The sequence below is a fragment of the Comamonas odontotermitis genome (assembly GCF_020080045.1).
Classification (GTDB): Bacteria; Pseudomonadota; Gammaproteobacteria; order Burkholderiales; family Burkholderiaceae_C; genus Comamonas; species Comamonas odontotermitis.
Window position 1 is genome coordinate 3,068,845 of the sequence record NZ_CP083451.1, and the last position, 24,165, is coordinate 3,093,009.

At 62.9% G+C, this 24,165-nt stretch carries 14 protein-coding genes, 4 tRNA genes and 1 riboswitch; of the genes, 11 read left to right on the forward strand and 7 right to left on the reverse strand.

Features of this window, described 5'->3' with window-relative positions:
* Positions 1-7: 7 nt before the first annotated feature.
* Complete coding sequence (locus LAD35_RS14170) at positions 8-1,624, forward strand: NAD(P)H-hydrate dehydratase (protein ID WP_224149672.1); 1,617 nt, start codon at positions 8-10, stop codon at positions 1,622-1,624.
* 159 nt (positions 1,625-1,783) lie between these two features.
* Here the strand turns inward: LAD35_RS14170 and LAD35_RS14175 are convergent, their stop codons facing one another.
* Positions 1,784-2,542 carry an SDR family oxidoreductase gene (locus tag LAD35_RS14175; protein WP_224149673.1) on the reverse strand — a complete coding sequence of 253 codons (759 nt, stop codon included), beginning with the start codon at positions 2,540-2,542 and terminating at the stop codon, positions 1,784-1,786.
* A gap of 112 nt (positions 2,543-2,654) precedes the next feature.
* Positions 2,655-4,988 (reverse strand): ribonuclease R, encoded by a 2,334-nt coding sequence (rnr, locus tag LAD35_RS14180; RefSeq protein WP_377779518.1) that lies wholly within the window; start codon positions 4,986-4,988, stop codon positions 2,655-2,657.
* Positions 4,989-5,007: 19 nt separating this feature from the next.
* Between rnr and LAD35_RS14185 the strand changes: the two genes are divergently transcribed.
* The 4 genes from LAD35_RS14185 (at position 5,008) to LAD35_RS14200 (ending at position 5,786) form a co-directional block, all read left to right on the forward strand.
* Positions 5,008-5,092: transfer RNA gene (locus LAD35_RS14185), tRNA-Leu, on the forward strand.
* A 115-nt stretch (positions 5,093-5,207) separates the two neighbouring features.
* Positions 5,208-5,292, forward strand: a tRNA-Leu gene (locus LAD35_RS14190).
* 154 nt (positions 5,293-5,446) lie between these two features.
* Positions 5,447-5,531: transfer RNA gene (locus tag LAD35_RS14195), tRNA-Leu, on the forward strand.
* Between the two features lie 170 nt (positions 5,532-5,701).
* Positions 5,702-5,786: transfer RNA gene (locus tag LAD35_RS14200), tRNA-Leu, on the forward strand.
* A 218-nt stretch (positions 5,787-6,004) separates the two neighbouring features.
* On the opposite strand, the gene LAD35_RS14205 is transcribed toward LAD35_RS14200, so the two are convergent.
* Together LAD35_RS14205 and LAD35_RS14210 are read right to left on the reverse strand one after the other, a co-directional pair.
* The gene (locus tag LAD35_RS14205; protein WP_224149675.1) at positions 6,005-8,767 is read right to left on the reverse strand and encodes a DUF349 domain-containing protein; all 2,763 of its coding nucleotides are present in this window, start codon (positions 8,765-8,767) and stop codon (positions 6,005-6,007) included.
* A gap of 254 nt (positions 8,768-9,021) precedes the next feature.
* Positions 9,022-13,155: a DUF748 domain-containing protein gene (locus tag LAD35_RS14210; RefSeq protein ID WP_224149676.1), complete on the reverse strand. Its 4,134-nt coding sequence runs from the start codon at positions 13,153-13,155 to the stop codon at positions 9,022-9,024.
* A 1,186-nt stretch (positions 13,156-14,341) separates the two neighbouring features.
* On the opposite strand from LAD35_RS14210, the gene LAD35_RS14215 reads away from it, so the two are divergent.
* From LAD35_RS14215 to nrdR, 3 genes are all read left to right on the forward strand, one after another.
* On the forward strand, positions 14,342-15,292 hold the full coding sequence (locus LAD35_RS14215; RefSeq protein ID WP_224149677.1) for a lytic transglycosylase domain-containing protein: 951 nt from the start codon (positions 14,342-14,344) through the stop codon (positions 15,290-15,292).
* A gap of 118 nt (positions 15,293-15,410) precedes the next feature.
* Positions 15,411-15,576, forward strand: a riboswitch (ZMP/ZTP riboswitch).
* Positions 15,577-15,633: 57 nt separating this feature from the next.
* Positions 15,634-16,878 (forward strand): serine hydroxymethyltransferase, encoded by a 1,245-nt coding sequence (gene glyA, locus LAD35_RS14220; RefSeq protein WP_224149678.1) that lies wholly within the window; start codon positions 15,634-15,636, stop codon positions 16,876-16,878.
* 20 nt (positions 16,879-16,898) lie between these two features.
* Positions 16,899-17,387: a transcriptional regulator NrdR gene (gene nrdR / locus LAD35_RS14225; protein WP_224149679.1), complete on the forward strand. Its 489-nt coding sequence runs from the start codon at positions 16,899-16,901 to the stop codon at positions 17,385-17,387.
* 100 nt (positions 17,388-17,487) lie between these two features.
* Here the strand turns inward: nrdR and aroC are convergent, their stop codons facing one another.
* Both aroC and LAD35_RS14235 read right to left on the reverse strand, forming a co-directional pair.
* Positions 17,488-18,591, reverse strand: coding sequence for a chorismate synthase (gene aroC, locus LAD35_RS14230; protein ID WP_224149680.1), 1,104 nt, complete (start codon positions 18,589-18,591; stop codon positions 17,488-17,490).
* A 183-nt stretch (positions 18,592-18,774) separates the two neighbouring features.
* Positions 18,775-20,286, reverse strand: coding sequence for a CoA transferase (locus LAD35_RS14235; RefSeq protein ID WP_224149681.1), 1,512 nt, complete (start codon positions 20,284-20,286; stop codon positions 18,775-18,777).
* Positions 20,287-20,401: 115 nt separating this feature from the next.
* On the opposite strand from LAD35_RS14235, the gene LAD35_RS14240 reads away from it, so the two are divergent.
* Complete coding sequence (locus tag LAD35_RS14240) at positions 20,402-21,715, forward strand: citrate synthase family protein (RefSeq protein WP_224149682.1); 1,314 nt, start codon at positions 20,402-20,404, stop codon at positions 21,713-21,715.
* A gap of 98 nt (positions 21,716-21,813) precedes the next feature.
* On the opposite strand, the gene LAD35_RS14245 is transcribed toward LAD35_RS14240, so the two are convergent.
* Entirely contained in the window at positions 21,814-22,263 is a 450-nt protein-coding gene (locus LAD35_RS14245) for a CBS domain-containing protein (RefSeq protein WP_184710644.1), read from the reverse strand.
* Between the two features lie 160 nt (positions 22,264-22,423).
* Between LAD35_RS14245 and LAD35_RS14250 the strand changes: the two genes are divergently transcribed.
* Complete coding sequence (locus LAD35_RS14250) at positions 22,424-23,722, forward strand: O-acetylhomoserine aminocarboxypropyltransferase (protein WP_224149683.1); 1,299 nt, start codon at positions 22,424-22,426, stop codon at positions 23,720-23,722.
* Positions 23,722-24,162, forward strand: a complete 441-nt coding sequence (locus LAD35_RS14255) for a GNAT family acetyltransferase (RefSeq protein ID WP_224149684.1) — start codon at positions 23,722-23,724, stop codon at positions 24,160-24,162. The genes LAD35_RS14250 and LAD35_RS14255 overlap by 1 nt, the downstream gene beginning before the upstream one ends.
* The last annotated feature ends 3 nt before the right edge of the window (positions 24,163-24,165 follow it).

The following is a 24,165-nucleotide window of genomic DNA, read 5'->3' on the forward strand; positions in this document are numbered from 1 at the left end:
ATAGTGCATGGCACCCACCACACAAGCTGCCCCTTCCTGCCTTGACGGCAGTTATCCAACGCTACTGAATGCGGAGCAAACTCGCATTGCCGAGCAGGCCCTGGCAGCGCATCTGCCACCCTATACCTTGATGCAGCGTGCTGGCGAAGCCACTGCCCGCCTCGCGCTGGCCCTGGCTCCGCATGCCCGAACCATCTGGCTCGCCTGCGGCCCCGGCAACAACGGCGGTGACGGACTGGAGGCAGCAGTGCATCTGGCTGCTGCAGGCAAGGTCATTCATGTCACCTTGTTGCAGGCAGAAGGCAAGACCCTGCCAGAAGACGCCACACACGCCTTGCAACGTGCCCGCGCAGCCGGGCTGGCCATCAGCAGTGAACTACCGCCCCACTACGACCTGGCAATCGATGCCCTCTGGGGCATCGGGCTGCGCAGTGGCATGGAACTACAGCCCGACTCAACCGCCGCGCGCTGCGTGCATACCCTGCTCCACACCAAAAGCGATGTGCTGAGTGTGGACACGCCGTCCGGCCTGCTGTGCGATACCGGCGCACTGGCCCCCGCATTTGCGGCGCTTGCGCCGTCTGCGCCACGGGGGCGGCGTTTTACGCTCAGCATGCTCGGCCTCAAACCAGGGCTGTTCACCCACCAGGGCCGGGATTGGGCAGGCGAAGTCTGGGTCGCGCCATTGCGGGGCGGCAGTAATGCTATAAAAATTGACAGCTCTTCGCCCAACAGATATGCCCCGGCGGCCGATTTGGCATGCAGCACTCCCTCTGCTTACCTAGTGACCCACAATCGGCAAAGCCCACAGGCACAGAACACCCACAAAGGCCAGTTTGGCGATGTGGGCGTGCTGGGAGGGGCTCCAGGCATGGAAGGCGCCGCCCTGCTGGCCACCAGTGCTGCCCTGCACAGCGGAGCAGGCCGCGTGATGCTGCATCTCATTGGCAGCACGGGCGCCTGCCCAAGCACTCTGGCCCCCGACATCATGGTGCGCGGCCTGGATGGGCTGCTGGCCCAGCGCGGCGCGCTGGCCTGCGGGTGCGGCGGCGGCACGGCCATTGCAGCCGTGCTGCCACAGGTTCTGGCGCGCAGCGGGCCTGTGGTGCTGGATGCCGACGCGCTCAACGCCATCGCGGCCTCTCCTGCGCTACAACAGGCACTGGCGGCGCGCACCGCCCGTGGCGCCACCGTGCTGACCCCCCATCCGCTGGAATTGGCACGGCTGTTGGCCTGCACGACTGCCGCCATCCAGGCGGACCGGATCAATGCAGCGTGTCGGGCCGCACGGCAATGGCAATGCATCGTGGTACTCAAGGGCAGCGGCACCGTGATTGCCACGCCTGATGGAAGCTACGCCATCAACCACAGCGGCAATGCCCGACTGGCCATCGGCGGCACCGGCGACGTACTGGCCGGGTGCATCGCCGCACAGCTTGCCGGCCTGGAAAGCGAAGCCTACAAGACCCAGAACCCTGCGTGGCAGCACGCCTGGCAACGGGTTCTGAATGCAGTGTGGCTGCACGGCCATGTGGCAGACACCTGGGATCTTCACCACCCCACACAACCCACGCTGACCGCTTCTCGCTTGGCAGAGGCACTGCCCCGCCAGTCTGGATCTTGAGTTGCGTCAAGCGCTATTGAGAGCATGAAAAAATCATAGCTGCCAGCGCTTTCCCCACAATGATTTCAAAGGTAAAACGCACTGAATCCCAATACCAGAAAGCGCCAATAGCTCCTGTTTCAGACATTCAGCCCAGGGCTCACCCCGCCCAATCACCTCTCAACCACGCCCCACGAAAGGCATCTTGGTTGCCATCACGGTGTGGAAGAGCACATTGCATTCCAGCGGCAGATTGGCCATGTACAGCACGGACTGCCCCACCACATCCACATCCATCAACGGCTCAGGCGCAATCTCGCCGTAGGCCTGCATCACGCCTTGTGTCATGCGCATGGCCAGCTCAGTGCCTGCATTTCCCACATCGATCTGGCCCACGGCGATGTCGTACCTGCGGCCGTCGAGCGATGCAGTCTTGGTCAGCCCCGCCACCGCATGCTTGGTCGATGTATAGGCAATCGACATGGGGCGCGGCGTGTGCGCCGAGATGGAGCCGTTGTTGATGATGCGCCCACCCATGGGCGATTGGTGGCGCATCACGCGGAAGGCCTGCTGCAGGCAGTAGAACATGCCGTTCAGGTTCACATTCACCACATCGTTCCAGGTCTCGACGGGCAACTCGTCAATGGGAACGGCCGGTGCGCCTCGGCCAGCGTTGTTGAACAGCATGTCCACCCGGCCAAAACGCTCCACCGCAGCATCGAACAGCGCCTTCACCGCCACCGGGTCCGCTACATCGGTCGGCACTACCAGCACCTGATCGGCATCCTTGGCGTGGCTGGCTACCTCTTGCAGCGGCTCGGGGCGGCGGCCCGCCAGCACCACGGCCCAGCCATCGTTCATCAAGGCCAATGCGGCAGCGCGGCCAATACCGGTGCCTGCACCGGTCACCACGGCAATCTTGCGGGTTGGGTTGGTCATGGTCTTGTACTCCTTGTTGTTGTCTATTCAATAAAAGCAATAAAAAAGCCAGGTCACCTCCAATAGGTGACCTGGCTCGCATCATAGTGGCGCACACGCTGCGCTCAGCGCATCAGCGCCGGCCTTTGCGAGCCGCTTTTTTGGCAGCCTGCTTGGTGCCGGCATTGCGCTGATCCTGACGGCGCGCATTGCCCGCTTCGCGCGAGGCCGCCTTGGATCGCTTGACCCCGGCCCGCTGGGCGGCGTAAGCCTCGTCACTGCCGCTGCGCAGGCCACGGCCTGGTTGCCCTTCTGCAGCAGCATCGCGCTGGCGCGCCTTGGCCGATTTGGTAGATTTGGCCGAACGCGGCGCAGATGCCGCTGCGTCTTCACCCTCATGCACAAGGCGGAAGTCGATCTTGCGCGCATCCAGATCCACACGGCTGACCTGGATCTGCAGGCGGGTGCCGATGGTGTAGCGGATGCCGGTGCGCTCACCGCGCAATTCCTGCCGCATTTCATCGAAGCGGAAGTAATCACCACCCAGTTCGCTGATGTGGATCAAGCCCTCCACATACAGCTGATCCAGCGTGACGAACAGGCCAAACGTAGTGACTGCCGAGACCACGCCACTGTATTCCTCGCCCAGATGCTCGCGCATGTATTTGCACTTGAGCCAGGCCTCTACATCACGGCTCGCCTCATCGGCACGACGCTCGTTGGCGCTGCAGTGCAGGCCGGCCGCCTCCCAGGCCTGCGTTTCGCGCGAAACGCGCTGCGTGCGCTGTGCCAGCTGCTTGGTGGGAGCGGCCACCCGCGAGGCCAGGCGCTTGGCCAGCTTGGCTTCGGCCTCGCCCGGCGTCGGCAGCGCCGGTAACTGGTAGCGCTTGCCCGCCAGGATGGATTTGATGACCCGGTGCACCAGCAGATCCGGGTAGCGCCGGATCGGACTGGTGAAATGCGTGTACGCCTCGTACCCCAGGCCAAAGTGGCCGCTGTTGATCGGCGTATAGATCGCCTGCTGCATGGAGCGCAGCAGCATGGTGTGGATCTGTTGCGCGTCCGGGCGGTCCTTGGTGGCCTGCGCAATGGCCTGGAATTCGGCAGGCTGCGGATCATCGCTGATCGACATGCCCACACCCATGGCCTTAAGGTAGCCGCGCAGAATGTCCTGCTTCTCCGGAGTCGGGCCTTCGTGCACGCGGAACAATCCCGGCTGGCCGCTTTCCTGAATGAAATCGGCCGCGCAGACATTGGCCGCGAGCATGGCTTCTTCGATCAGGCGGTGCGCCTCGGTGCGCGTGCGCGGCACGATTTTTTCGATACGACCGCTCTCATCGCAGACGATCTGGGTTTCCGTCGTCTCGAAATCCACGGCACCACGGCGTCCGCGCGCAGCGAGCAAGGCCTTGTACACGTCGTGCAAGTTCAGCAGATCCGGTACGCGCTCCTGGCGCTTCATGGCTTCCTGTCCGCGCGTGTTGGCCAGGATGGCCGCCACCTCGGTATAGGTAAAGCGTGCATGGCTATGCATCACCGCCGGGTAGAACTGGTAGGCATGGATATCACCACCGGCAGTAACCACCATGTCGGCCACCATGCACAGGCGCTCCACATCCGGATTGAGCGAGCACAGACCATTGCTGAGCTTCTCGGGCAGCATCGGAATCACGCGGCGCGGAAAGTACACACTGGTAGCGCGGTCGTAGGCATCCACATCGATGGCATTGCCGGTCTGCACATAGTGGCTGACATCGGCAATCGCCACCAGAAGGCGCCACCCCTTGGTGCGGCCGATGCGCATCGGCTCGCAATAGACGGCATCGTCAAAATCGCGCGCGTCCTCACCATCGATGGTCACCAGCGGAATATCAGTCAGGTCGACCCGGTCCTTGCGGTCCGCCGCGCGCACCTTGTCGGGCAGCTTCTTGGCAAGAGCCAGGCACTCGTCCGAAAACTCATGCGGCACGCCATACTTGCGCACGGCAATTTCGATTTCCATGCCGGGGTCGTCGATCTCGCCCAGCACCTCCACCACGCGTCCCACGGGCTGACCGAACAGCGCAGGCGGCTCGGTCAACTCGACCACCACGACCTGGCCGGTCTTGGCTGCGCCGATGGCACCGCCGGGAATGAGGATGTCCTGCCCGTAGCGCTTGTCTTCAGGGGCAACCAGCCACACACCGCTTTCCTGCAGCAGACGGCCAATGATGGGGTGCGGGGGACGCTCGATGATTTCTACAATGCGGCCTTCCGGACGGCCTTTGCGATCAGTGCGCACGATACGGGCGCGGACCCTGTCGCGGTGCAGTACTGCGCGCATTTCGTTGGCCGGTATATAGATGTCGCTCTCGTTGTCATCCCGGATCACGAAGCCGTGGCCTTCACGGTGGCCTTGGACTACACCTTCAATTTCTTCTGACAAATTATCTGCTCCTGTGTTGGCAGCCGTTTTTTTGATATACAATCGCATTCTTTCCTGAAATGCCCAGGTGGCGGAATTGGTAGACGCACTAGTTTCAGGTACTAGCGGGTAACTCCGTGGAGGTTCGAGTCCTCTCCTGGGCACCAAGTTTAACGACAAGTAATTACTTGTTTTGTGAAAACGGTGAAATATCGGTCTTCACTTACCAAACAAACAGCGGTTTTCAGGAAAGTTGACGAAGAGCCTGGCTCTGAATCACAAGCCCAGGTGGCGGAATTGGTAGACGCACTAGTTTCAGGTACTAGCGGGTAACTCCGTGGAAGTTCGAGTCTTCTCTTGGGCACCAACATACAAGCCGTTGCACGCAAGTGCAGCGGCTTTTTCTTTACCCGCCCACACCCCGGGCCATGCCCCTGCCAGCGCAAGTTACCCGCTCGCATAATTTCCGGTTTTTCTGCTGCAGTGCCAAAAAATCACTCTATAATTCAGCCTTCCTGAAAGCCCAGGTGGCGGAATTGGTAGACGCACTAGTTTCAGGTACTAGCGAGTAACATCGTGGAAGTTCGAGTCTTCTCCTGGGCACCAAACAGCAAGCCGCTGCACACACCGTGCAGCGGCTTTTCTGCTTGTGGCACTGCTCCTTTTGACCAGTGGCGCACAGCCAGCAAGCGCCACCAGCTATCTTTTTTGAAAAATAATTGGGGTTTTGTCCAAAACCGCCTTCGGTGCACCGCTATAATTCATGCATCCTGAAAGCCCAGGTGGCGGAATTGGTAGACGCACTAGTTTCAGGTACTAGCGAGTAACATCGTGGAAGTTCGAGTCTTCTCCTGGGCACCAAAACACAAGCCGTTGCACGAAAGTGCAGCGGCTTTTTGTTTGCCCGATGCACGGCGGGAGGAAATAGCATCGCCGGGAAAGCAAGCACTGCGCTGATGTCAAGCGCCTCAACGGCCCGCCCCACCTCGCCCCTCTTTGCAACCAGCGCCTCCCTCATGGCAAAGAAAAACGCCCCGGCCATTGACGCGGGGCGTTTGTGCGCTCGGGCGCAGAGAGGCTTACTTTTTCAGGAGCGACTTCAGCGCATTCTGCAGGCGGCGGGCAGATGCCTCGTCGCTGCCTGACTGCAGCACCTTGGCCACGTCCTGCTGCCAGGTCTCCTGCGGCGACGGATCGTTGCGGCGAGTGAGCAACTGCAATTGCAGCGCGCGGCGTGCATCGATGTGGTCAGCCGGAGTGGGCACTTCGGCGGCCATTTCCAGGCGCAGCAGCGCTTCGCGTGCATCACCCGCAGCTGGCGCAGCGATAGCCTGGCCCCAGGTGGCGCGCACGGTGCCGGGCATACGACCCAACTCCTGCGCAGCCGGCAGCAAGGCAGCGTCGCGCTTGCTCCAGGCATCCATCATCTGCGTCAATGCCTGGCCATGGGCCTGGCTTGCCAGCTTGCGCAATGCGGCCTGTGCGTGGTCGAGCGCATCGCGCTGCGCACGGAAAGCGGCATCTCCCAGGCGTGGGCCACGATCTTCTCGCGACGCACGGTCAAAACGGTCGCCACGACCAAAGCGGTCGTCACCACGGCGCTCATTGCGATCACCACGCGGGGCACGGCTGTCGCGCCCATCACGTCCGTCGCGCCGGTCGCCCGGCTTGCCGCCACGGCCCGCAACCACGGGCGCATCGCGCTTCATGCCTGGGCGGTCATCGCCGCTGCGCTGGGCGATCACCGGCTTGGGAGCCGGTGCGGCAGGCGCCGGGGCTGGTGCTTCTGCAGCATCGGCACCGTCCTCTGCCGCCGCAGCCTCCGTTTCTGGAGCTGCTTGGGCGTCGGCAGGCGGAGCGTCTGCAGAAACCTCCACTGGTGCTGCTGCAGGAGCCGGTACGGCCTCTGGAGCAACCTGTGCCTGTTCGCGCTGGGCCTTGAGCGCCTGCTGCAGAGCTTCGATGGCGCTCTGGATCTGCTGCGCGTCGCCGCTGTGGTTGGCGGCTTCCAGTGCCTTGGAGGCATCCAGAACAGCCTGGTCACGGGCACTCAGTTGCTGAGCCACGCGCTCGCGTTGCTGGGTCTTGCGTGCAAAGGCTTCGTCAAGCGGCTTGCGGAAGGCATCCCAGAGCTTCTGTTCATGGCGGCGGTCCATGGGCACGCCCTGCGCTTCCGTCTGCCATTGGCGCTGCAGCTCACGCACCGCGTCAATGTTCAGGTGCGGCGCAGCAGCCAGCTCGGTGGCCTGGGCAATCATGGCTTCGCGGCGGGCGATGCTGGTCTTTTGCGCGGTGTGCAAAGGCGCAGTGGCTTCGTGGTGCGCAGCCTTCCAGGCCGCCTGCAGCTCGGCATAGGCCTTTTCGCCCACATGGCCGCTGGCGCGCCAGCGATCGCCAAACTGGAATAGATCGCGCTGCATGGCCTTCCACTCGGTCGAGGCCTTGTGGGCTTGCGTCCACGCCTTGAGCTCGGCAATCAGCGCCTCGCGCTCGGCGCGGTGCTTGGCGCCCTCTTCGCGCACCTTGCCGAGCCATACCTCGACATGCTTGTAGGCCGCATTGCATGCGTCGTCGAACTTCTTCCACAGCGCATGGTTGGTCGGTCCGCTCTGGTCGGCCTTTTTCCAGTCTTCGCGCAGCTGGCGCAGGGTTTCCTGCAGTTTTCGGCCGCCCAGTTCCTGCCCTTCGGGACGCGCGAGCAGACCCTGGGCCTTGGCCAGCAATTCCTCGCGCACCTTGTCGGCACTCCAGCGCTGCCAGCCTTCCAGCTCGCCTGCAGCAATCAGTGCTGCGTTGACTTGCGATTCCAGTTCGGCATCGATCTGCTTGCCATGTTGCTTGAGCACGGCACGCAGCTGTTGCGCGGCGCCCGATGCACCCTTGCCATGGCCTTCGGCAGTCTCTTCCTGCAGCTTTTTCAATGCCTCCTGCACTGCCTGCTTGGCGCGCTTGGCCTCCTGCGGGTCGGCAGCCGGCTTGCCTGCCGGCTTGGCAGCAGCACGGGCTGCGGCCTGTTCCGCCTCGGTAGGCAGTCCTCGGGCAGCACGCAGCTCGTCTGCCCACACGGGGACAGCTGGCAATGGCGCCTGCGTGTCTTCGGCCGCCTTGAGCGTTTGCTGCAGCGCGGACTGGAAGGCCTCCCATACCACGAGCAACTGGCTCTTGGACGTGTCGAGCATCGTGGGATAGCGCGCCTCCACACTGCTCCAGCTGGCATCGCTCTCCAGGGCGGCGGCCTGGTCCTGCCAGTGCTGCACATCGGCTGCCAAGGCACTGTCGGCGGCCTGTGCGTCCTTGTACGACTTGGTGGACAGCACTTCGACGCGCTGGGCCAGCAGCACGGCCGCCTCGCGCTGCACCTGCACACGGTGCTGCAGGTCTTCGATGGTCTTGACGCGTTCGGCCAGCTGGGTCTTGAGCGACGCCAGCGGCTCCTTGGACAGGGGTGCGCCCGCCTTGGCGGCATCGCGCTGCCAGGCCAGTGCGTCGGCAATGTTCAGTTTGGATGCAGCCAGCAGCTTGCCTGCCTTGTCAGCCCATTCGGCGGCAATGGCCTCCTGGCCCTTGGCACGGCGCAGCTCTTCAATGCGCTCGCGAATGGCCTTGGCGGCGCCCTTGTCGCGGGCCGACAGTTCCTTGAAGACCTCTTGCAGCTGCTCGGCGCCCGGGTTGGTGGCCAGCCATTCGCGCACTTTGGCCGCGCGCTCGCCCGATGTGGCAGCCGAAAAGGCGCCACCCGTCAGGCCGTCAAGCGGATGCGGTGCAGCAGCAGCCTTGGCCGGTGCGGGGGTAGGCTCGGGAGTTTCGGGCGTCTTGTTGCGCGAGAGGAAGGAGGGAAACATGGCTCAGCTCAGTGTAAATACGGCCTGCACTGCCTCGGTGCGCTTTGCAATCCTGGACAGTGCAGCCATTGGCACAAAATAAAAAAGGCGCCGGCGGCATTCCGCCCGCTGCCAGGGTTCTATTTTGACCGGGTTTGGCAAGGTCTCCAAGCAAGCAGGAGGCAGAAACCGCTTTTACCTTTGCTGACCCGGACAAAAAGAAGGGCGGGATGCCATTCCCGCCCTCGATTCACTGGTTTCAACGATGCACCCGCTTACCGGGGTGCCAGGCTCAGTTCTGCACGCGGCGTCCAGTCCTTGTCCTGGCCTTCGGTCTTGACATTGCCCAGGAACAGGCGGTCGAGTTTGACGCCCTGCCCGGCCAGGTAATCGCGCACCGCTACCCCGCGCGCCAGCGCCAGCTCGCGCATGGCGCTGTCAGGCACATCCACGCTGGTGATGAGCAGGGTTTCCATCTCGGCCTGCGGGATGTCCGAGGCCAGGCCAATCATGTTGCGGGGCTTCTTGATGTCAGCGCGCTTGTAGACATCCTTGAGCAACGCCGGGTACTCGGCCGCACTGACCGCGGCCACATCGTCGGCCTTGCCACCGACGCGGATGGCGGCGCGGCGCTTCTGCGCCAGCACCATGTCGTTGATGCGTGCCTTGCGCCAGCCGTCCTTCTCCTGGGTCAGGTCGGACTGGCCGGTCACCGTCATCTGCAGCGCAGGGCGGTCCTGCAGAGCCTTGGCAATCTTGTCCAGATTGGCCTTGCTTGCATCGTCCAGTACAGCGCTGCCAGGGGCAAATGCCACCTGGCTGGCTTCTGCCCCGCCACCAAAAGCGCCTGAAAGCAGCGCAAAGGGCGATGTGACCGCCTTCATGATGAGGTTGCCGATCACCTTGAAGATGATGGGAGCAAGCTTGAACTGCGGATCATTGAGCGAGCCGCTGATCGGCAGGTCCAGATCGATCACGCCATTGCGATCCGCCAGCAGGGCCACTGCCAGCTTGACGGGCAGGCTCGCCGGTGCGCCCTGCACCGCATCGCCAAACTGCAGCTGGTTCAGTACCAGCTTGTTGGTGGCGGTGAGCTGGCCGTCAGGCTGCACGTCGTATTGCACGTCCACACTCATCTTGCCGCGCTCGATACCGTGGCCCGCATATTTGATGCTGTAGGGTGAGAGCGGCGAGAGCTCCAGATCGCGCACCTTGCCGTGGATATTGAGCGCCAGCGGCTTGGCCAGCGGGTTGAGCTTGCCGGTGATGTCGAGCGAAGCCGTGCCTTCGGCCTTGCCGCGCAGCTCCAGATCGGCGAGCTGCGGCGGCGAGCCAGGAGCCGCCGGCTCGGACGAGAAGGCGCTCATGCGGCCAGCCAGCTCGGACAGGTCGGCCGAGTAGTTGGGCCGGATGAAATGGTCACTGAACTTGACCGTGCCTCCCGCCAGGGTGATGGGGCCCATGTCGATGATGGGGCCAGCCGCCGAAGAAGCGGCATCCGCAGCGGGAGCCACCACCGCAGCCGGTGCCGGAGTCGCTGATGCAGCCGCCTTGGCTGCAACAGGCTCCTTGCCATCCTTGCTGCTATCGGCGGCGGCGCCTGCAGGCGCGCCTTCGCTGCCACCCAGGTCCTGCAGATTGAGCTTGCCGTTTTCCTGCACGATCAGACGGGCATAGAAATCGGACAAGGCCGTCTCACCTACCTTGACCTTCATGCGCTGGCCGGGTGCCATCTGCACGTCCAGGCCGCGCAGGCTCAGCACCTTCCAGTTGAGCAGGTCATCGCTGGCGCCGATCAGGCCGGAGCCCAGACCGCTGCGAGTCGCTGCACCCGTTGATTTTTCAGAGGTTTTCAGGGCCTTAGCGCCCGATACATCTGCGCCATCCGCTTCCTTTTCGATAGCATCAACAGCACCATCGCCTGCTTTCAGCGTTCTGGCAGCCGCCAGCGGCCGCACGCGCACGTCATCCAGCCCGGCATCGCCCTTGACACTGAGAACCGGCCCCTTGGGCGATTGCACGAAGTCGATGTTGCCCTTGAAACTGGCATCCGCCCGCATCAATCGCACCGGCAGCGCCGCCTCCGCGTAGGAGACAAAGGCATGCACCGGCAACTGGCTCAGGTTCAGGCGCCCTGCAGCCGACAGCGGGCTCATGCCCAGGCTGCCATCCCACACCAGCCGCCCTGGCTCGGCGCGGCCCGTGGCAATGCGGCCCGATACCTTCAACGGCGATGGCTTGGCCTTGACCGCCAGCGGTGCGTAATCCCGCAGTTCCACATCAAAATCCGCCAGCCGCACTGCCACCTTGCGCGGTGTGGATTCGTCCTGGTAGGCAACACTGGCGCCCTTTACTGCAATGCGCGAGAGCTGCACATCCCACGGCTTGTCTGCCGTGGCGTCCTTGGCGGCGGGCTTTTTCGCGTCCTTTTCCAGTTTTTCTGATTTTTCTGCCTTGGCCGCCTTGGTGGCGGGCAGCCAGTCTTCGAACATCATGCGGCCGCTCTTGTCACGCGACACGCCCAGTACGGGCTTGAGCAACTCCACCGAGCCCACCACGACCTGCTGCTTGGCGGTATCGAGCGTGGCGTCCTTGACCAGAAGCTGCTGCAGCTCCAGCAGGTTGTCCTTGCCCTTGAGGCCCACAGCGGGGCCGTGGAGCGCTGCGCAGTTGGCCTTGCTGTTGCATTGCAAGGCAACGTCCGACACGGTGAGTTGCGCCAGCGTCAACTGCACAGCCTCGCCCAGCCAGTGCAGCTGCATTTCGCTGTCGATACTGCCCAGCAGGCCCGGCTCGATCACGCCGGTCAGGTAGGACGCGCCCAGTTGCAACGGCAGTGCGGTGGTCTTCACCTCCACCTCGGCGGCCTGGTCGGTGGCCTTGCCGCTGAAGGCAATGTGCCCCGATGACGGAACACCCTTGTCACCCGACAGGCCCGATTCGCCCTGGAAGGCAAACGGTTCCTTGAAGGGCCAGGCAATCTTGCTGGCCGTCATTGCAAAATCATTGAGCTGGACGCGCGCTGGCACAGGCACGCTCTCGTCCACCCACAGGCCTTGCACATGCTTGAGTTGGACCTCGTCCACCACCACATTCCATGCGGGCTTGCCTGCGCCACCCGGGGATGCGGCGGCCTTGGCTACCTTGGCAGTCTTCGACGGGCTGGCAGCTTCGCCTGCAGAACTGGCCTGCGCTGCGGGCTCTGCAGCAGATGTACTGGCTGCGACCGCTTCAGTGCCAACCGGCTTCTCGGTCGTACTTTTGGCATCTTTTATGCCATTTTCTCGCGTTGGCGCTGCGCCATCTGCTACTTTTTCAGTAGCATTCTTGGACTCATTCGCCGTTGTAGCCTTGGCCTCCAGCGGCTCGCCTTGCGCATCCAGCAGGCGCAGCTTGCCATCCTTGCCGCGCTTGAGCGAGAGTTGCGCACCATCCAGCGCCACCTGGGCGATGTGTACCTGCCCGGCCAGCGGCTGCACGTCGGCCAGTTGCACATCCAGTTGCTTCCAGGCCAGCAGCTCGTCGTTGCTGGCGTCATGCACCTGCACGCCGGAGGCATGCACGTCACCACTCAGCTTGACGGCAGCCTTGTCCGTCTGTTCAAAGGCCACTTTCAGATTGGCATTCAGCACGCCGGATACCAGCTTGACGGGAACGGAAGCCGGGATGTAGCCCAGATACGGCTTGAGATCGAGGTCCTTGATCGCAAAGCTCGCGTCGGTCTTGCGATCGTCGGTAAACGGCGTCGATTCGGCCTGGCTGGCAAACTGGCTGCCATTGAGACCAAAGGAGAGCTGCGGCACCACCTTGATCTCACGCTTGGATTCCAGGTTGCTGACGAACGGAATGCCCAGGTGCAGGCTGCTCAGGTCATGGGTCTGGCCCACGGTGTCATCGCGGAACAGCACCTGCCCGTCCTTGAGCTCGATGTTGTAGAGCGCAAAGTGCGCGGTCTTGCCATCATCGGGGGGCGAATTCGGGTCCTTCAGCCTGGCAACGATGTCGTCAAAGTCGAACTTGCCGGGCGCTGTCTGCGCCACGCGCACCACGGGCTTGTCGATCTGGATGGCATCGAGCACGGGAGCCAGACGGAAGACCGACTGGATATCGGCATCGACATACACGCGGTCCACAGCGAACTGGGGTTCGCTGCCTGGCGCGGGCCCCGCAACCTGCAAGTCGCGCACCGTCAGCTCCAGAGACCAGGGTTTGAATTCCACCGCACCGATATGCACCGCGCGGCCCAGCTTTTCGGAGGCGATCTTTTCGCCTTGGGTGCGCAGCAGCCACGGCAAGGCCAGCCATGACAGCGCCCACAGCGCCAGAAGCGCCACCACACACCACGCGAGGCGGCGCAGCCAGCGCAGGCCTGCGCCCGTTTTCTTTTGGGATTTTTGTTGTTCGCTCACGGCGAAAGTCCTCAATCAGGGTCGACACCCGCATTGTGCCCAAAGAACCATCTAAATAGATAGCAGCACAGCGAATCAACGCCAGCGCGAGCCACCTTTTCACAATCGTTCAAAGCATCAGGGCCCATCCTCGCCTCTCCCAGGAGAAAGCTATTCGCTCCTCTATATATAGAGGGACGGACAAATACCTTGGGAAAGACCAGCCCTCCCGCCATGCGCCACAAGGCTCCCGCGGGCTCCCGGATTCCCACCGAACCGCTACCAACCATTTACCACTGTTACATCAGAGGCACTCCCATCGCATCTTCTGCCCATTTTTTGTCGATGAACAGCGTTGCATAAGCCATTTTTTGGACAAATGGCAGCCTTCCACCGCCCCGCAAGCCCGCCTTGATGCGTTCAAACCTTGAATTTACCCTGGCAAAATAACCTATAGACCCGAGAAGGCAACAGGTTATTGGGTATTTTTACCCATAATTTATAGCAAATATGCGCTTACCAAACATGGTTTGCAATCGCCATGGAAGGCGCTGCAAGGGCCACTCGCTGGCTACAGGCTGCTCACGAAACCTCAACCCGGTGCCGCCAGGCAACCGTGCCTCTTTTCCAACATCAACTCCGGAATACATCGGCGGGCAGGCCGTGCAGACTTTGGCCTTCACGCACTCATAACTTCATAGCATCCAAGCAAGAAACTTTATATGGAATATCGAGGTTTCAAATGATTGCTTATGCCAATGAAAAATAACCAATCTTATGGTTTATGGCTATGACCCGCCAAAAGCTGCCCACAACGATTGCGGCCACAGATGCGGGTTTTTACTAGGCTGTGGAGACCCAATCCACCCTGCCCTACCGTGCACATGGGTCCGCTGCGGCGGGTTGCTATACACGTTTTTTTACTACTTTTTTGTCTTAATTTTGAATTCTATAGTGTTGACTGTTTATTAAGCGAGCTTCTAGAATTCGTCCCATTGCATTTTTTGCTGAATTTTTAGTCACACCCACGTGGTGTTTTGATCGTAGCCCCTGACACGCAAGCAGCGTGCATGAAACGACAAGGGTCGCCTGCAAAGCAGCGGGCAGCCTGATTGGTGCCACACAGGACGGTGTTGCGCCACCTGCCAGTCTTCAACCCCACCACGGCGGTGATCGGGACGGCAGGACAGAGAAAGGAATCATTGGTATGACGGCTTCCGCGAAAGTGGCTGCCGGTGCGCGCTCTTTGGGCAGCACCTTAGCCCATGGCATTGTGGCCATGGCCCACAACAGTTTGGCATTGGTTGGTTTGTTGGTGGCGTTCTGTGCGCTCACCCTGTTTTCGCGCGCAGATCTGCGCAATGCAGGGGAAGACTACCTGCGCACCTGGCTGCAGGCACGCCAGGAAAGCGCAGCCGATGCCGTGGCCGACAGCACCGGCAGCACGGATGCCAGCATCATTGCCGCGGTGGACCGCGCTACGGCCACCAACCCACAGCAACTGCCTAAGAACCAGGCAGCCGTGGCCTACTGGCTGGCCAAAAAGTACCGTGTGGCGCCCGAGCCACTGGCAGTGCTGGTCTCCGAAGCCTTTCAGGTCGGCAAGGAAACCAAGCTCGACCCGACCCTGATCCTGGCCATCATGGCTGTGGAATCGAGCTTCAACCCCTTCGCGCAAAGCTCGGTGGGTGCCCAGGGCCTGATGCAGGTGATGACCAAGATCCACACCGACAAGTACGAACACTTTGGCGGCCACTTTGCCGCATTCGACCCGGTGACCAACCTGCGCGTGGGCGTGAAGGTGCTGCAGGAATGCATTCAGCGCGCCGGCTCCCTTGAAGGCGGTCTGAAATACTATGTGGGCGCTGCCAACCTGCCCGACGACGGCGGCTACGCTGCCAAGGTGATGGCCGAGCACTTCCGCATCAAGCAGGTGGCCAATGGCCGCAGCAACCCTGCAGAGCCCGCAGCCAAGCCATCGTTGTCTGCCAAGGCGAGCGTACCGGCCGTCACCATGCCTGCAGTGCAAAACAAGGCCCCAGTGCCTGCAGCACCAGCAGACAGCGCTACTGCAACTGTAGCATTGGTGGACAAGGCTGGCGCCGCTACGGCACAGCCTGCCAAGACCGAGTCCACGACCGTGGCCATGGGCTCCTGATGGCCGGTGCGGCCACTGGACAGCTCTGGATATGAAACGGGCACCCTGCGGGGTGCTTTTTCTTTGCCCGGGCATTTAGTCCAGTAGAAGTTACAGTCTGCCAAGCCTCGGCTACACTAGCCGGGTACGCGACTGGCGATAGACATCTGAGCAACCAGATTGTTGACGTGGAACGCAGGCCTGCCCTGCAGCAACCACCGGGGAGCGTACCGTGCGAGGGACTACGGTGCCACGATCACCGCCTGTGTCTTGCCACGTGTTAGCCGTGCGCCTGGGCAGCCCTTGCTTTCTATCGCCAGCTTCTGGCGGGCAGGGGGTTACTTCTGACTCAACCGACCGTCATGTACCACCGTAACATTCTTGTCGAACAGACCGACGCCGAACTCTTTGCGGCCATCCAGGCCGAAAACCAGCGCCAAGAACAGCACATCGAGCTGATCGCCAGCGAAAACTATGCATCGCCCGCCGTGATGTGGGCCCAGGGCACCCAGCTGACCAACAAGTACGCAGAAGGCTATCCCGGCAAGCGTTACTACGGCGGCTGCGAGTATGTGGACATTGCCGAGAAGCTGGCCATCGACCGCGTCAAGGAACTGTTTGGCGCAGAAGCCGCCAACGTGCAGCCCCATTGCGGCGCCTCGGCCAATGAAGCCGTGTTCCTCGCCTTCCTCAAGCCCGGCGACACCATCATGGGCATGAGCCTGGCCGAAGGCGGCCACCTGACGCACGGCATGCCGCTCAATATTTCGGGCAAGTGGTTCAACGTGGTCTCCTACGGCCTCAATGAGAAGGAAGAGCTGGACTACGACGCCATGGAGAAGAAGGCGCACGAGACCAAACCCAAGCTGATCATTGCCGGTGCTTCGGCCTACTCGCTGTCCATCGACTTCGCTCGCTTTGCCAAGGTCGCCAAGGACGTGGGCGCCATCTTCATGGTGGACATGGCCCACTACGCCGGCCTGATTGCCGCTGGCGAGTACCCCAACCCTGTGCCCCACGCCGATGTGGTGACCACCACCACCCACAAGAGCCTGCGCGGCCCCCGTGGCGGTGTGATCCTGATGAAGGCCGAGCACGAAAAGGCCATCAACAGCGCCGTGTTCCCCGGCCTGCAGGGCGGCCCGCTGATGCACGTGATCGCAGCCAAGGCCGTGGCCTTCAAGGAAGCGCTGCAACCCGAGTTCAAGCAGTACGCCCAGCAGGTCAAGACCAATGCCCGCATCGTGGCTGAAACGCTGACCCAGCGTGGCCTGCGCATCGTCTCCGGCGGCACGCAAAGCCATGTGATGCTGGTCGATCTGCGCGCCAAGGGCATTACCGGCAAGGAAGCAGAAGCCGTGCTGGGCGCAGCCCACATGACGATCAACAAGAACTCCATCCCCAACGACCCTGAAAAGCCGATGGTGACCAGCGGCGTGCGTATCGGCACCCCCGCGATGACGACCCGTGGCTTCAAGGACGAGGAAGCGCGCCTCACGGCCAACCTGATTGCCGACGTGCTGGACAACCCGCGCGATGAAGCCAACATCGCCGCCGTGCGCGCCAAGGTGAACGAGCTGACCGCCCGCTTCCCTGTGTATCGCTGATTGACACACCGCCAGCGCCTATGAAATGCCCCTTCTGCAACCATCCCGACACCCAGGTGGTCGAAACCCGTGTGGCAGAAGACGGCGGCTTCATCCGGCGCAGGCGTCAGTGTGGCAACTGCGAGAAGCGCTTTACCACCTATGAGCGGCCGGAAGTGAGCTTCCCCGCCATCGTCAAGAAGGATGGCCGCCGCATCGACTATGACCGCAGCAAGCTGCGCGGCTCGTTCAGCCTGGCGCTGCGCAAGCGCCCGGTCAGCATCGACAAGGTGGACATGGCGCTCGAACATGTGGAAGACAAGCTGCGCAGCCTGGGCGCCCGCGAGGTGCAGACCCATCTGATCGGCGAGCTGGTGATGACCGAGCTGCAAAAGCTCGACAAGGTGGCCTACATCCGCTATGCCAGCGTCTACCGCAGCTTCGAGGATATTGACCAGTTCAAGTCCATCGTCGATGAGGTGACCAAGCCGGCGACGGGCAAGAAGGACACGGGCAGGAAAAAGCCCTGAGCCCCCTGCTTTCAACCCTCCAACAAAAAAGCGAACCCTCGGGTTCGCTTTTTTCATAGCAGCAGGCGTACAGCTGGCGGGCTTCTAAGGCTCTTTTCCATCAAACCTCAGGGGCCTGCGCGGCAATCGGCCCAAAGCCCACCACCACATCGGCATTCTGCGCGCGGTGGCGCAGGACATGGTCCATCAGCACCATGGCCAGCAAGGCCTCGGCAATGGGTGCAGCGCGGATGCCCACGCAGGGGTCATGGCGGCCCTTGGTGATGACTTCGGTGCTGTTGCCGTCGACATCGATCGACTCGCGCGGGCTGATGATCGAGCTGGTGGGCTTGATTGCGATGCGGATCTCGATGTCCTGCCCGGTGCTGATGCCACCCAGAATGCCGCCCGCGTTGTTGCTGCGAAAACCCTGGGGGCTGAGCGAATCACCATGGGTGGTGCCGCGCTGGGCCACGCTGTCAAAGCCCGCGCCAATCTCCACGGCCTTGACGGCATTGAGGCCCATCATGGCGTAGGCGATGTCCGCATCGAGCTTGTCGTACAGCGGCTCGCCCAGGCCCACGGGCACGCCGCTGGCGTTGACGCGAATCAACGCGCCGCAGGAATCGCCCGATTTGCGCAGCGCATCCATGTATTCCTCGTAGCGCGTCACATCGGCCACGGGGGCAAAGAACGGGTTGTCAGGCACATGCTCCCAGCTCTCGAACGGCAGGGCCACCTCGCCCACTTGCAGCATGCAGGCACGGAACTCGGTGCCAAACTTCTCCCTGAGCCACTTCTTGGCCACAGCGCCTGCCGCCACCGTGGGCGCGGTCAGGCGCGCAGACGAGCGGCCGCCGCCACGCGGATCGCGGATGCCGTACTTGTGCCAGTAGGCATAGTCGGCATGGCCAGGGCGAAAGCTCTGCGCAATATTGGAGTAATCCTTGCTGCGCTGGTCGGTGTTGCGGATCAGCAGCGAGATCGGCGTGCCGGTGGTCTTACCTTCGTAGACGCCCGAGAGAATCTCGACCTGGTCAGGCTCGTTGCGCTGCGTCACGTACTTGCTGGTACCGGGGCGGCGACGGTCCAGATCGTGCTGGATGTCTGCTTCGCACAGCGCCATGCCCGGGGGGCAGCCATCAATCACACAGCCAATGGCCGGGCCGTGGGATTCGCCGAAGTTGGTGACAGTGAATAAGGTGCCGAAGGTATTGCCGCTCATAGCCCGCCATTATGCGGGCGAAAGCAACGGCCACCAGAGAGACCGGGCAAGCCGCCAACGCAACTTGCCTGCATGCAGCACCATCTACGCCCTCCAAACGCAGGTTTTTTGCATGAAATGAGCCTTTCTCGCCCTGCCAATGCGCAGCAGTGCATCAAAACCATAGCAATCACTGCACACAGATCAAAACCACTGCGGCGCAGCAGTGCCCGGCGGCATGGACGGGTAGCGCCACGGCATGGCCACACCACCCAGCACGCCGCTGTGGCGTACCGCAGTCAGTACGCCGAAACCGCTGGCCAGCGTTTCGAGGTAAGGCGCTACTCGGGCTGCATGCCCTCCCTCGGCCGTATCGCCAAGCCCTTGCGGCAGCACAGGCCGCTGCCCCAGTTCCCGGAGCCACTGGGCCGTGCGCGCCAGCGATACCTGCACATGCCAGCTCCCCCCTTGCGTGGCCTGGCGGTACAGCGCGGCCTGGATGCCGAAGGCCAGCCAGAAGCCTGCGGCGTAATCCAGAATCTGCATCGGCAGCGCACGCAGGCCGCCACTGCCACCACTGGCGTTGCCGCCTGCAATGCCCTCAAAGGCCTGGCCTTCCGCCCAGTTGATGCCGCTGGCCGTCTGCACCAGCGAATCGAACCCGCGCCGGTCTGCCCACGGCCCGCTGCGCCCATAGGCCGACAGGCTGGCGTACACAATGCCGGGGCGCAACTGCACCGTCTGTTGCGGGCCAAAGCCCAACGCATCCAGGCTGCCGGGATGGTAGCCCTGCAGCAGCACGTGTGCGCCGTCCAGCAGGCTGGCAAACTGGGCCTTGCCAGCGGCGGACTTCAAATCGAGCAAGGCCGAGCGCTTGCCCCTGCTCAGATCGGCAATGGCACCAATGTTGGGCAGGCCCGGGCCGTTGATCATCAGCACATCGGCGCCATGCGCAGCCAGCGTTCGCGCGGCTACCGGGCCTGAGAGGATACGCGTCAGGTCCAGCACCCGAATGCCCGAAAGAAGCCCTGCACTCTGCAGCGCAGGCCAGGCACGCGGCGACGCTGGCTGCCCGGCATCCAACTGCGTGATCTGCACCAGCGGCTGCGCGGCCACAGCAGCGCTTTGCGGGTGGGCTGCCCATTCCTGCGGGGTGCGGGCAGCCGCCACTACCAAACCGCGCTCGGCCGCTTGCGTTTCAAAATCAATAGCATCCCACGCATTCAATGCCTGCGCTACGGCCTGTTTTGGCGTCGAGGCCCCGATGGGCAAGCCCAACAGCTGCAATGCGCCATCACGGTGGTGGTCAAAATTGGCGTGGATGCGCACCCAACCCGGCTGACCCACCGCCGCACCGCAGGGGTACAGGCCCGAGATGGGCGACCACAGATCGGGCTGCACCCCGTCAAGGGTGAAGTACCCCGTGGTTTCTGCCAGGGCATGCGGCACCTGCACACTGGCGCAGGCAAGCGCACTGCCACTGCGCAGGCTGCCCAACTGCGCCGCTGCCAGCGTGGCTGCTGCGACGGAAGCGCCTGCGGCCACATCTACCGCAAAGCTGGAGGGGTAGCCGCTGCCATCGCCACCCAGTTGCAGCCCCTGTGCATCGAGGGCGGGGGCCCCCAACAGGCCTGCCGCATGCCACTGCTGCTGCACGGCTTGGCGAATACGGTGATGCAGCGCATCTGCAGGCGGGGTGGCGAGGGACATTTGCATTTCTGGCTCCATGGGCGAGGGCGCACGCGAATCGGTCGTGCTGGCCGCCATTGCACGCGCTGCGCCCTGCCCCGTCAATCTTGATTGGGCCAATCCATGTGGGCTAGCATGGCGCATGCCTCGCCCATCTCCCGCCGCTCATGCCCCTCTCGACGACTCCCCCTGGTTGAGCAGCCAGCAGGCCGCCGCCGTGCTGGGTGTACAGCGCGCCAGCCTGTACAGCTATGTCAGCCGTGGCCTGCTGCGCGCACAGACCCAGTCCGGCCAGCGCGGCCATGTGTATGCCCGAGCCGATGTGCAGCGCCTCGCCATCCAACGGCAATCGGTACGCAACCCGGCACGGCTCGCCCAGTCCACGCTGGATTGGGGGACGCCGGTACTGGCATCCGCCATCACCCAGGTCGAAGGCGGCCAGCTGTACTACCGGGGCCATCTGGCGGCCTCGCTGGCCGCGCATGCGAGCCTTGAGGAAGTGGCGGCACTGCTTTGGGATCAGAAAATGCCTGTCGCGCTGGATGAAGAAGCGCCACCAGCTCACAAAGTGATAGCAAACTGGGACCTCCCACGCGCTCCTGCCCGGGCGCTGTCGGCCTGGTACGGTGGCGCAGAAGTCCTGGAGGCCGAGATGGAACACGCCACGCTCTGGCCGCTGGCCCTGCTGCAGTGCATGGCAGAAATCCTGGCCGGGCAGCCTGTCACCAGCGCAGCGCAGCAACTGCATTTGCTACAAAAAACAAAGCGCCTGCGCCCACTGCATAAACGCCTGGGGCAGATATGGCAGACAAGCCCGGCCCATGCCAACATCCTGCGGCAAGCGCTGGTGCTGTGCGCCGACCATGAACTCAACGCCTCCAGCTTTGCCACGCGCGTGGTGGCATCCACCGGCGCCAGCCTGCATGCAAGCGTGGGCGCGGGCCTGGCGGCGCTGTCCGGCCCCCTGCATGGCGGCATGACGGAGGTGATCGCCAGCCATTGGGAAGACTGGCACCGCGCAGGCCGCATGGGGCTGGCTCCATCGCTGCGCAGATTGCTGGCAGACACCCGCCTGGGCACCACGCCGCACTACTGCGCAGGTTTTGGCCACCCGCTCTATCCGGCGGGCGATCCGCGCAGCCTGCACCTGCTGGCGCTTTTGGCACCCGATGCGGCGCGTGAGCAGTTGCTGCGCCAAGTGTACGAAGATACCGGCCTGCACCCCAGCCTGGATTACGCGCTGGTCGCCATCCAGCGCAGCCTGGGCCTGCCAGCGGGCGCGGCGTTTGTGCTGTTTGCCCTGGGCCGCACCGCCGGCTGGATTGCCCATGCGTTGGAGCAGCGTGCAAGCGGCCAGTTGATTCGCCCCCGGGCACGGTATGTGGGCCAGCCGCCCATACACAGCAGCGGTACACATGCTGCACAGCGCCCTCCCGGCCGCGTCATCCGCTTCTGAGTGCGCAGGCCGGGCTGCAAACAGGCATGAAAAAGCGGCCTTGCGGCCGCTGTCTGGCTGAATGCTGCGGGTGAGCGGACTGTTGCCGCGCCACAACGTCAGTCGGCTTCGCCTTCCACCGGCCAGTCGCGGATATAGGCCTTGAGCATCTTGTTCTCGAAGTTCTGGCTGTCCACCACGGCCTTGGCCACATCGTAGAAGCTGATCACGCCCATCAGCATTTTCTTGTCCATCACCGGCATGTAGCGCGCATGGCGGTCCAGCATCATGCGGCGTACCTCGTCCATGTCGGTCTCCATGGTGCAGGTCAGCGGCGCATCATCCATCACGCTACGCACCAGAGTGTTTCCAGCGGAACCGCCGTTGCCCACGATGGCAACAATCACTTCGCGGAAAGTCAGCATGCCCACCACGTCACCGTGCTCCATCACCACCAGCGAACCAATGTCTTTCTCGGACATGGTCTGGATGGCGTCGGAGAGCGGGTCATTCACGCTTGCGGTGTAGAGGGTATTGCCTTTGAGGCGCAGGATGTCACTGACTTTCATGCTCGTCTCCTTCAAGATCTCCAGCAGATGCATGCCCTGGCTGGCGCTCGGTGGAAGTGGATGCGGCCACCCAACGCTTGCGCGACAGGGCTGCCAGCAATGGTTCGTTAAATATAGCCGACAATCCCCACCCAGAATGACAATCTGATGGAGATCTGCCATGCCCGGCTATTCAGACCCCGGTTTTGACACCCTGAGCCTGCACGCAGGCGCCCAGCCCGATCCGGCCACCGGCGCACGTGCCGTGCCCATCCACCTGACGACCTCGTTCGTCTTCGAATCCAGCGACCACGCCGCCAGCCTGTTCAACCTGGAGCGGCCCGGCCATGTCTACAGCCGCATCAGCAACCCGACCAATGCCGTGCTGGAGCAGCGCGTGTCTGCCCTCGAAGGCGGCGTGGGAGCCATTGCCGTGGCCAGCGGCCAGGCTGCGCTGCATCTGTCGATTGCCACACTGATGGGCGCGGGCAGCCACATCGTGGCCAGCACCGCCCTGTATGGCGGCTCGCAGAACCTGCTGCACTACACGCTGCGGCGCTTCGGCATCGAAACCACTTTCGTCAAACCCGGCGACATCGACGGCTGGCGCGCCGCCATTCGCCCCAATACCAAGCTTTTCTTTGGCGAAACCGTGGGCAACCCGGGGCTGGATGTGCTGGACATTCCGACCGTGGCGCAGATTGCCCATGAGGCGGGCGTGCCGCTGCTGGTGGATTCCACCCTCACCTCGCCGTGGCTTATCAAGCCCTTCGCACATGGTGCAGACCTCGTCTACCACTCGGCCACCAAGTTCCTCTCGGGCCATGGAACGGTGATTGGCGGCATCGTCGTGGATGGCGGCAGCTTCGACTGGGAAAAGAGCGGGCGCTTCCCCGAATTGACCGAGCCCTACGACGGCTTTCACAACATGGTGTTCACCGAAGAAAGCACGGTGGGCGCCTTCTTGCTGCGCGCGCGCCGCGAAGGCCTGCGCGACTTCGGCGCCTGCATGAGCCCGCACACCGCCTGGCTGATCCTGCAAGGCATCGAGACCCTGCCGCTGCGCATGGAGCGCCACATGCGCAACACCGAAAAGGTGGTGCAATTCCTCGCCAGCCACCCGTTGGTAGGCCGCGTGGGCCACCCGATGCTGGAGTCGCACCCCTCCCATGCGCTCGCGCAGAAGCTGCTGCCGCGCGGCGCGGGCTCGGTGTTCAGCTTCGACATTGCCGGCAACCGCAACCAGGGCAAGAAATTCATCGAAACGCTCAAAGTCTTCAGCCACCTGGCCAATGTCGGCGACTGCCGTTCGCTGGTCATTCACCCGGCCAGCACCACGCATTTCCGCATGACCGACGAAGCGCTGACCCAGGCGGGTATCGGCCAGGGTACGATCCGCCTGTCGATCGGGCTGGAAGATGCAGACGACCTGATCGACGACCTCAAGCGCGCCCTCAAAGCCGCAGAAAAGGCTGCTTGATGGAAATCAAGCACGCCCTGCAGATCCGCAGCTTTGCAGCCACTGATACCGAGGCCGTGATCGGCCTGTGGAACGACTGCGGCCTGACCCGCCCTTGGAACGACCCGCACAAGGATATTGCGCGCAAGCTCAGCGTGTCGCCCGATCTCTTTCTGGTCGGAACCGACGGAGCCGGGCAATTGATTGCCAGCGTAATGGTGGGCTACGACGGCCATCGCGGCTGGATCAACTACCTGGCCGTTCACCCCGGCTGCCAGCGCCAGGGCCATGCGCGCCGCCTGATGGAGCGGGCCGAGCAATTGCTGACCGAGCGCGGCTGCCCCAAGCTGAACCTGCAGGTACGCGAAGGCAACGAAGCGGTGATCGCCTTTTACGAAAGCCTGGGCTACAGCAATGACAAGACCGTGTCGCTGGGCAAGCGGCTGATTGCGGATATCTGACCA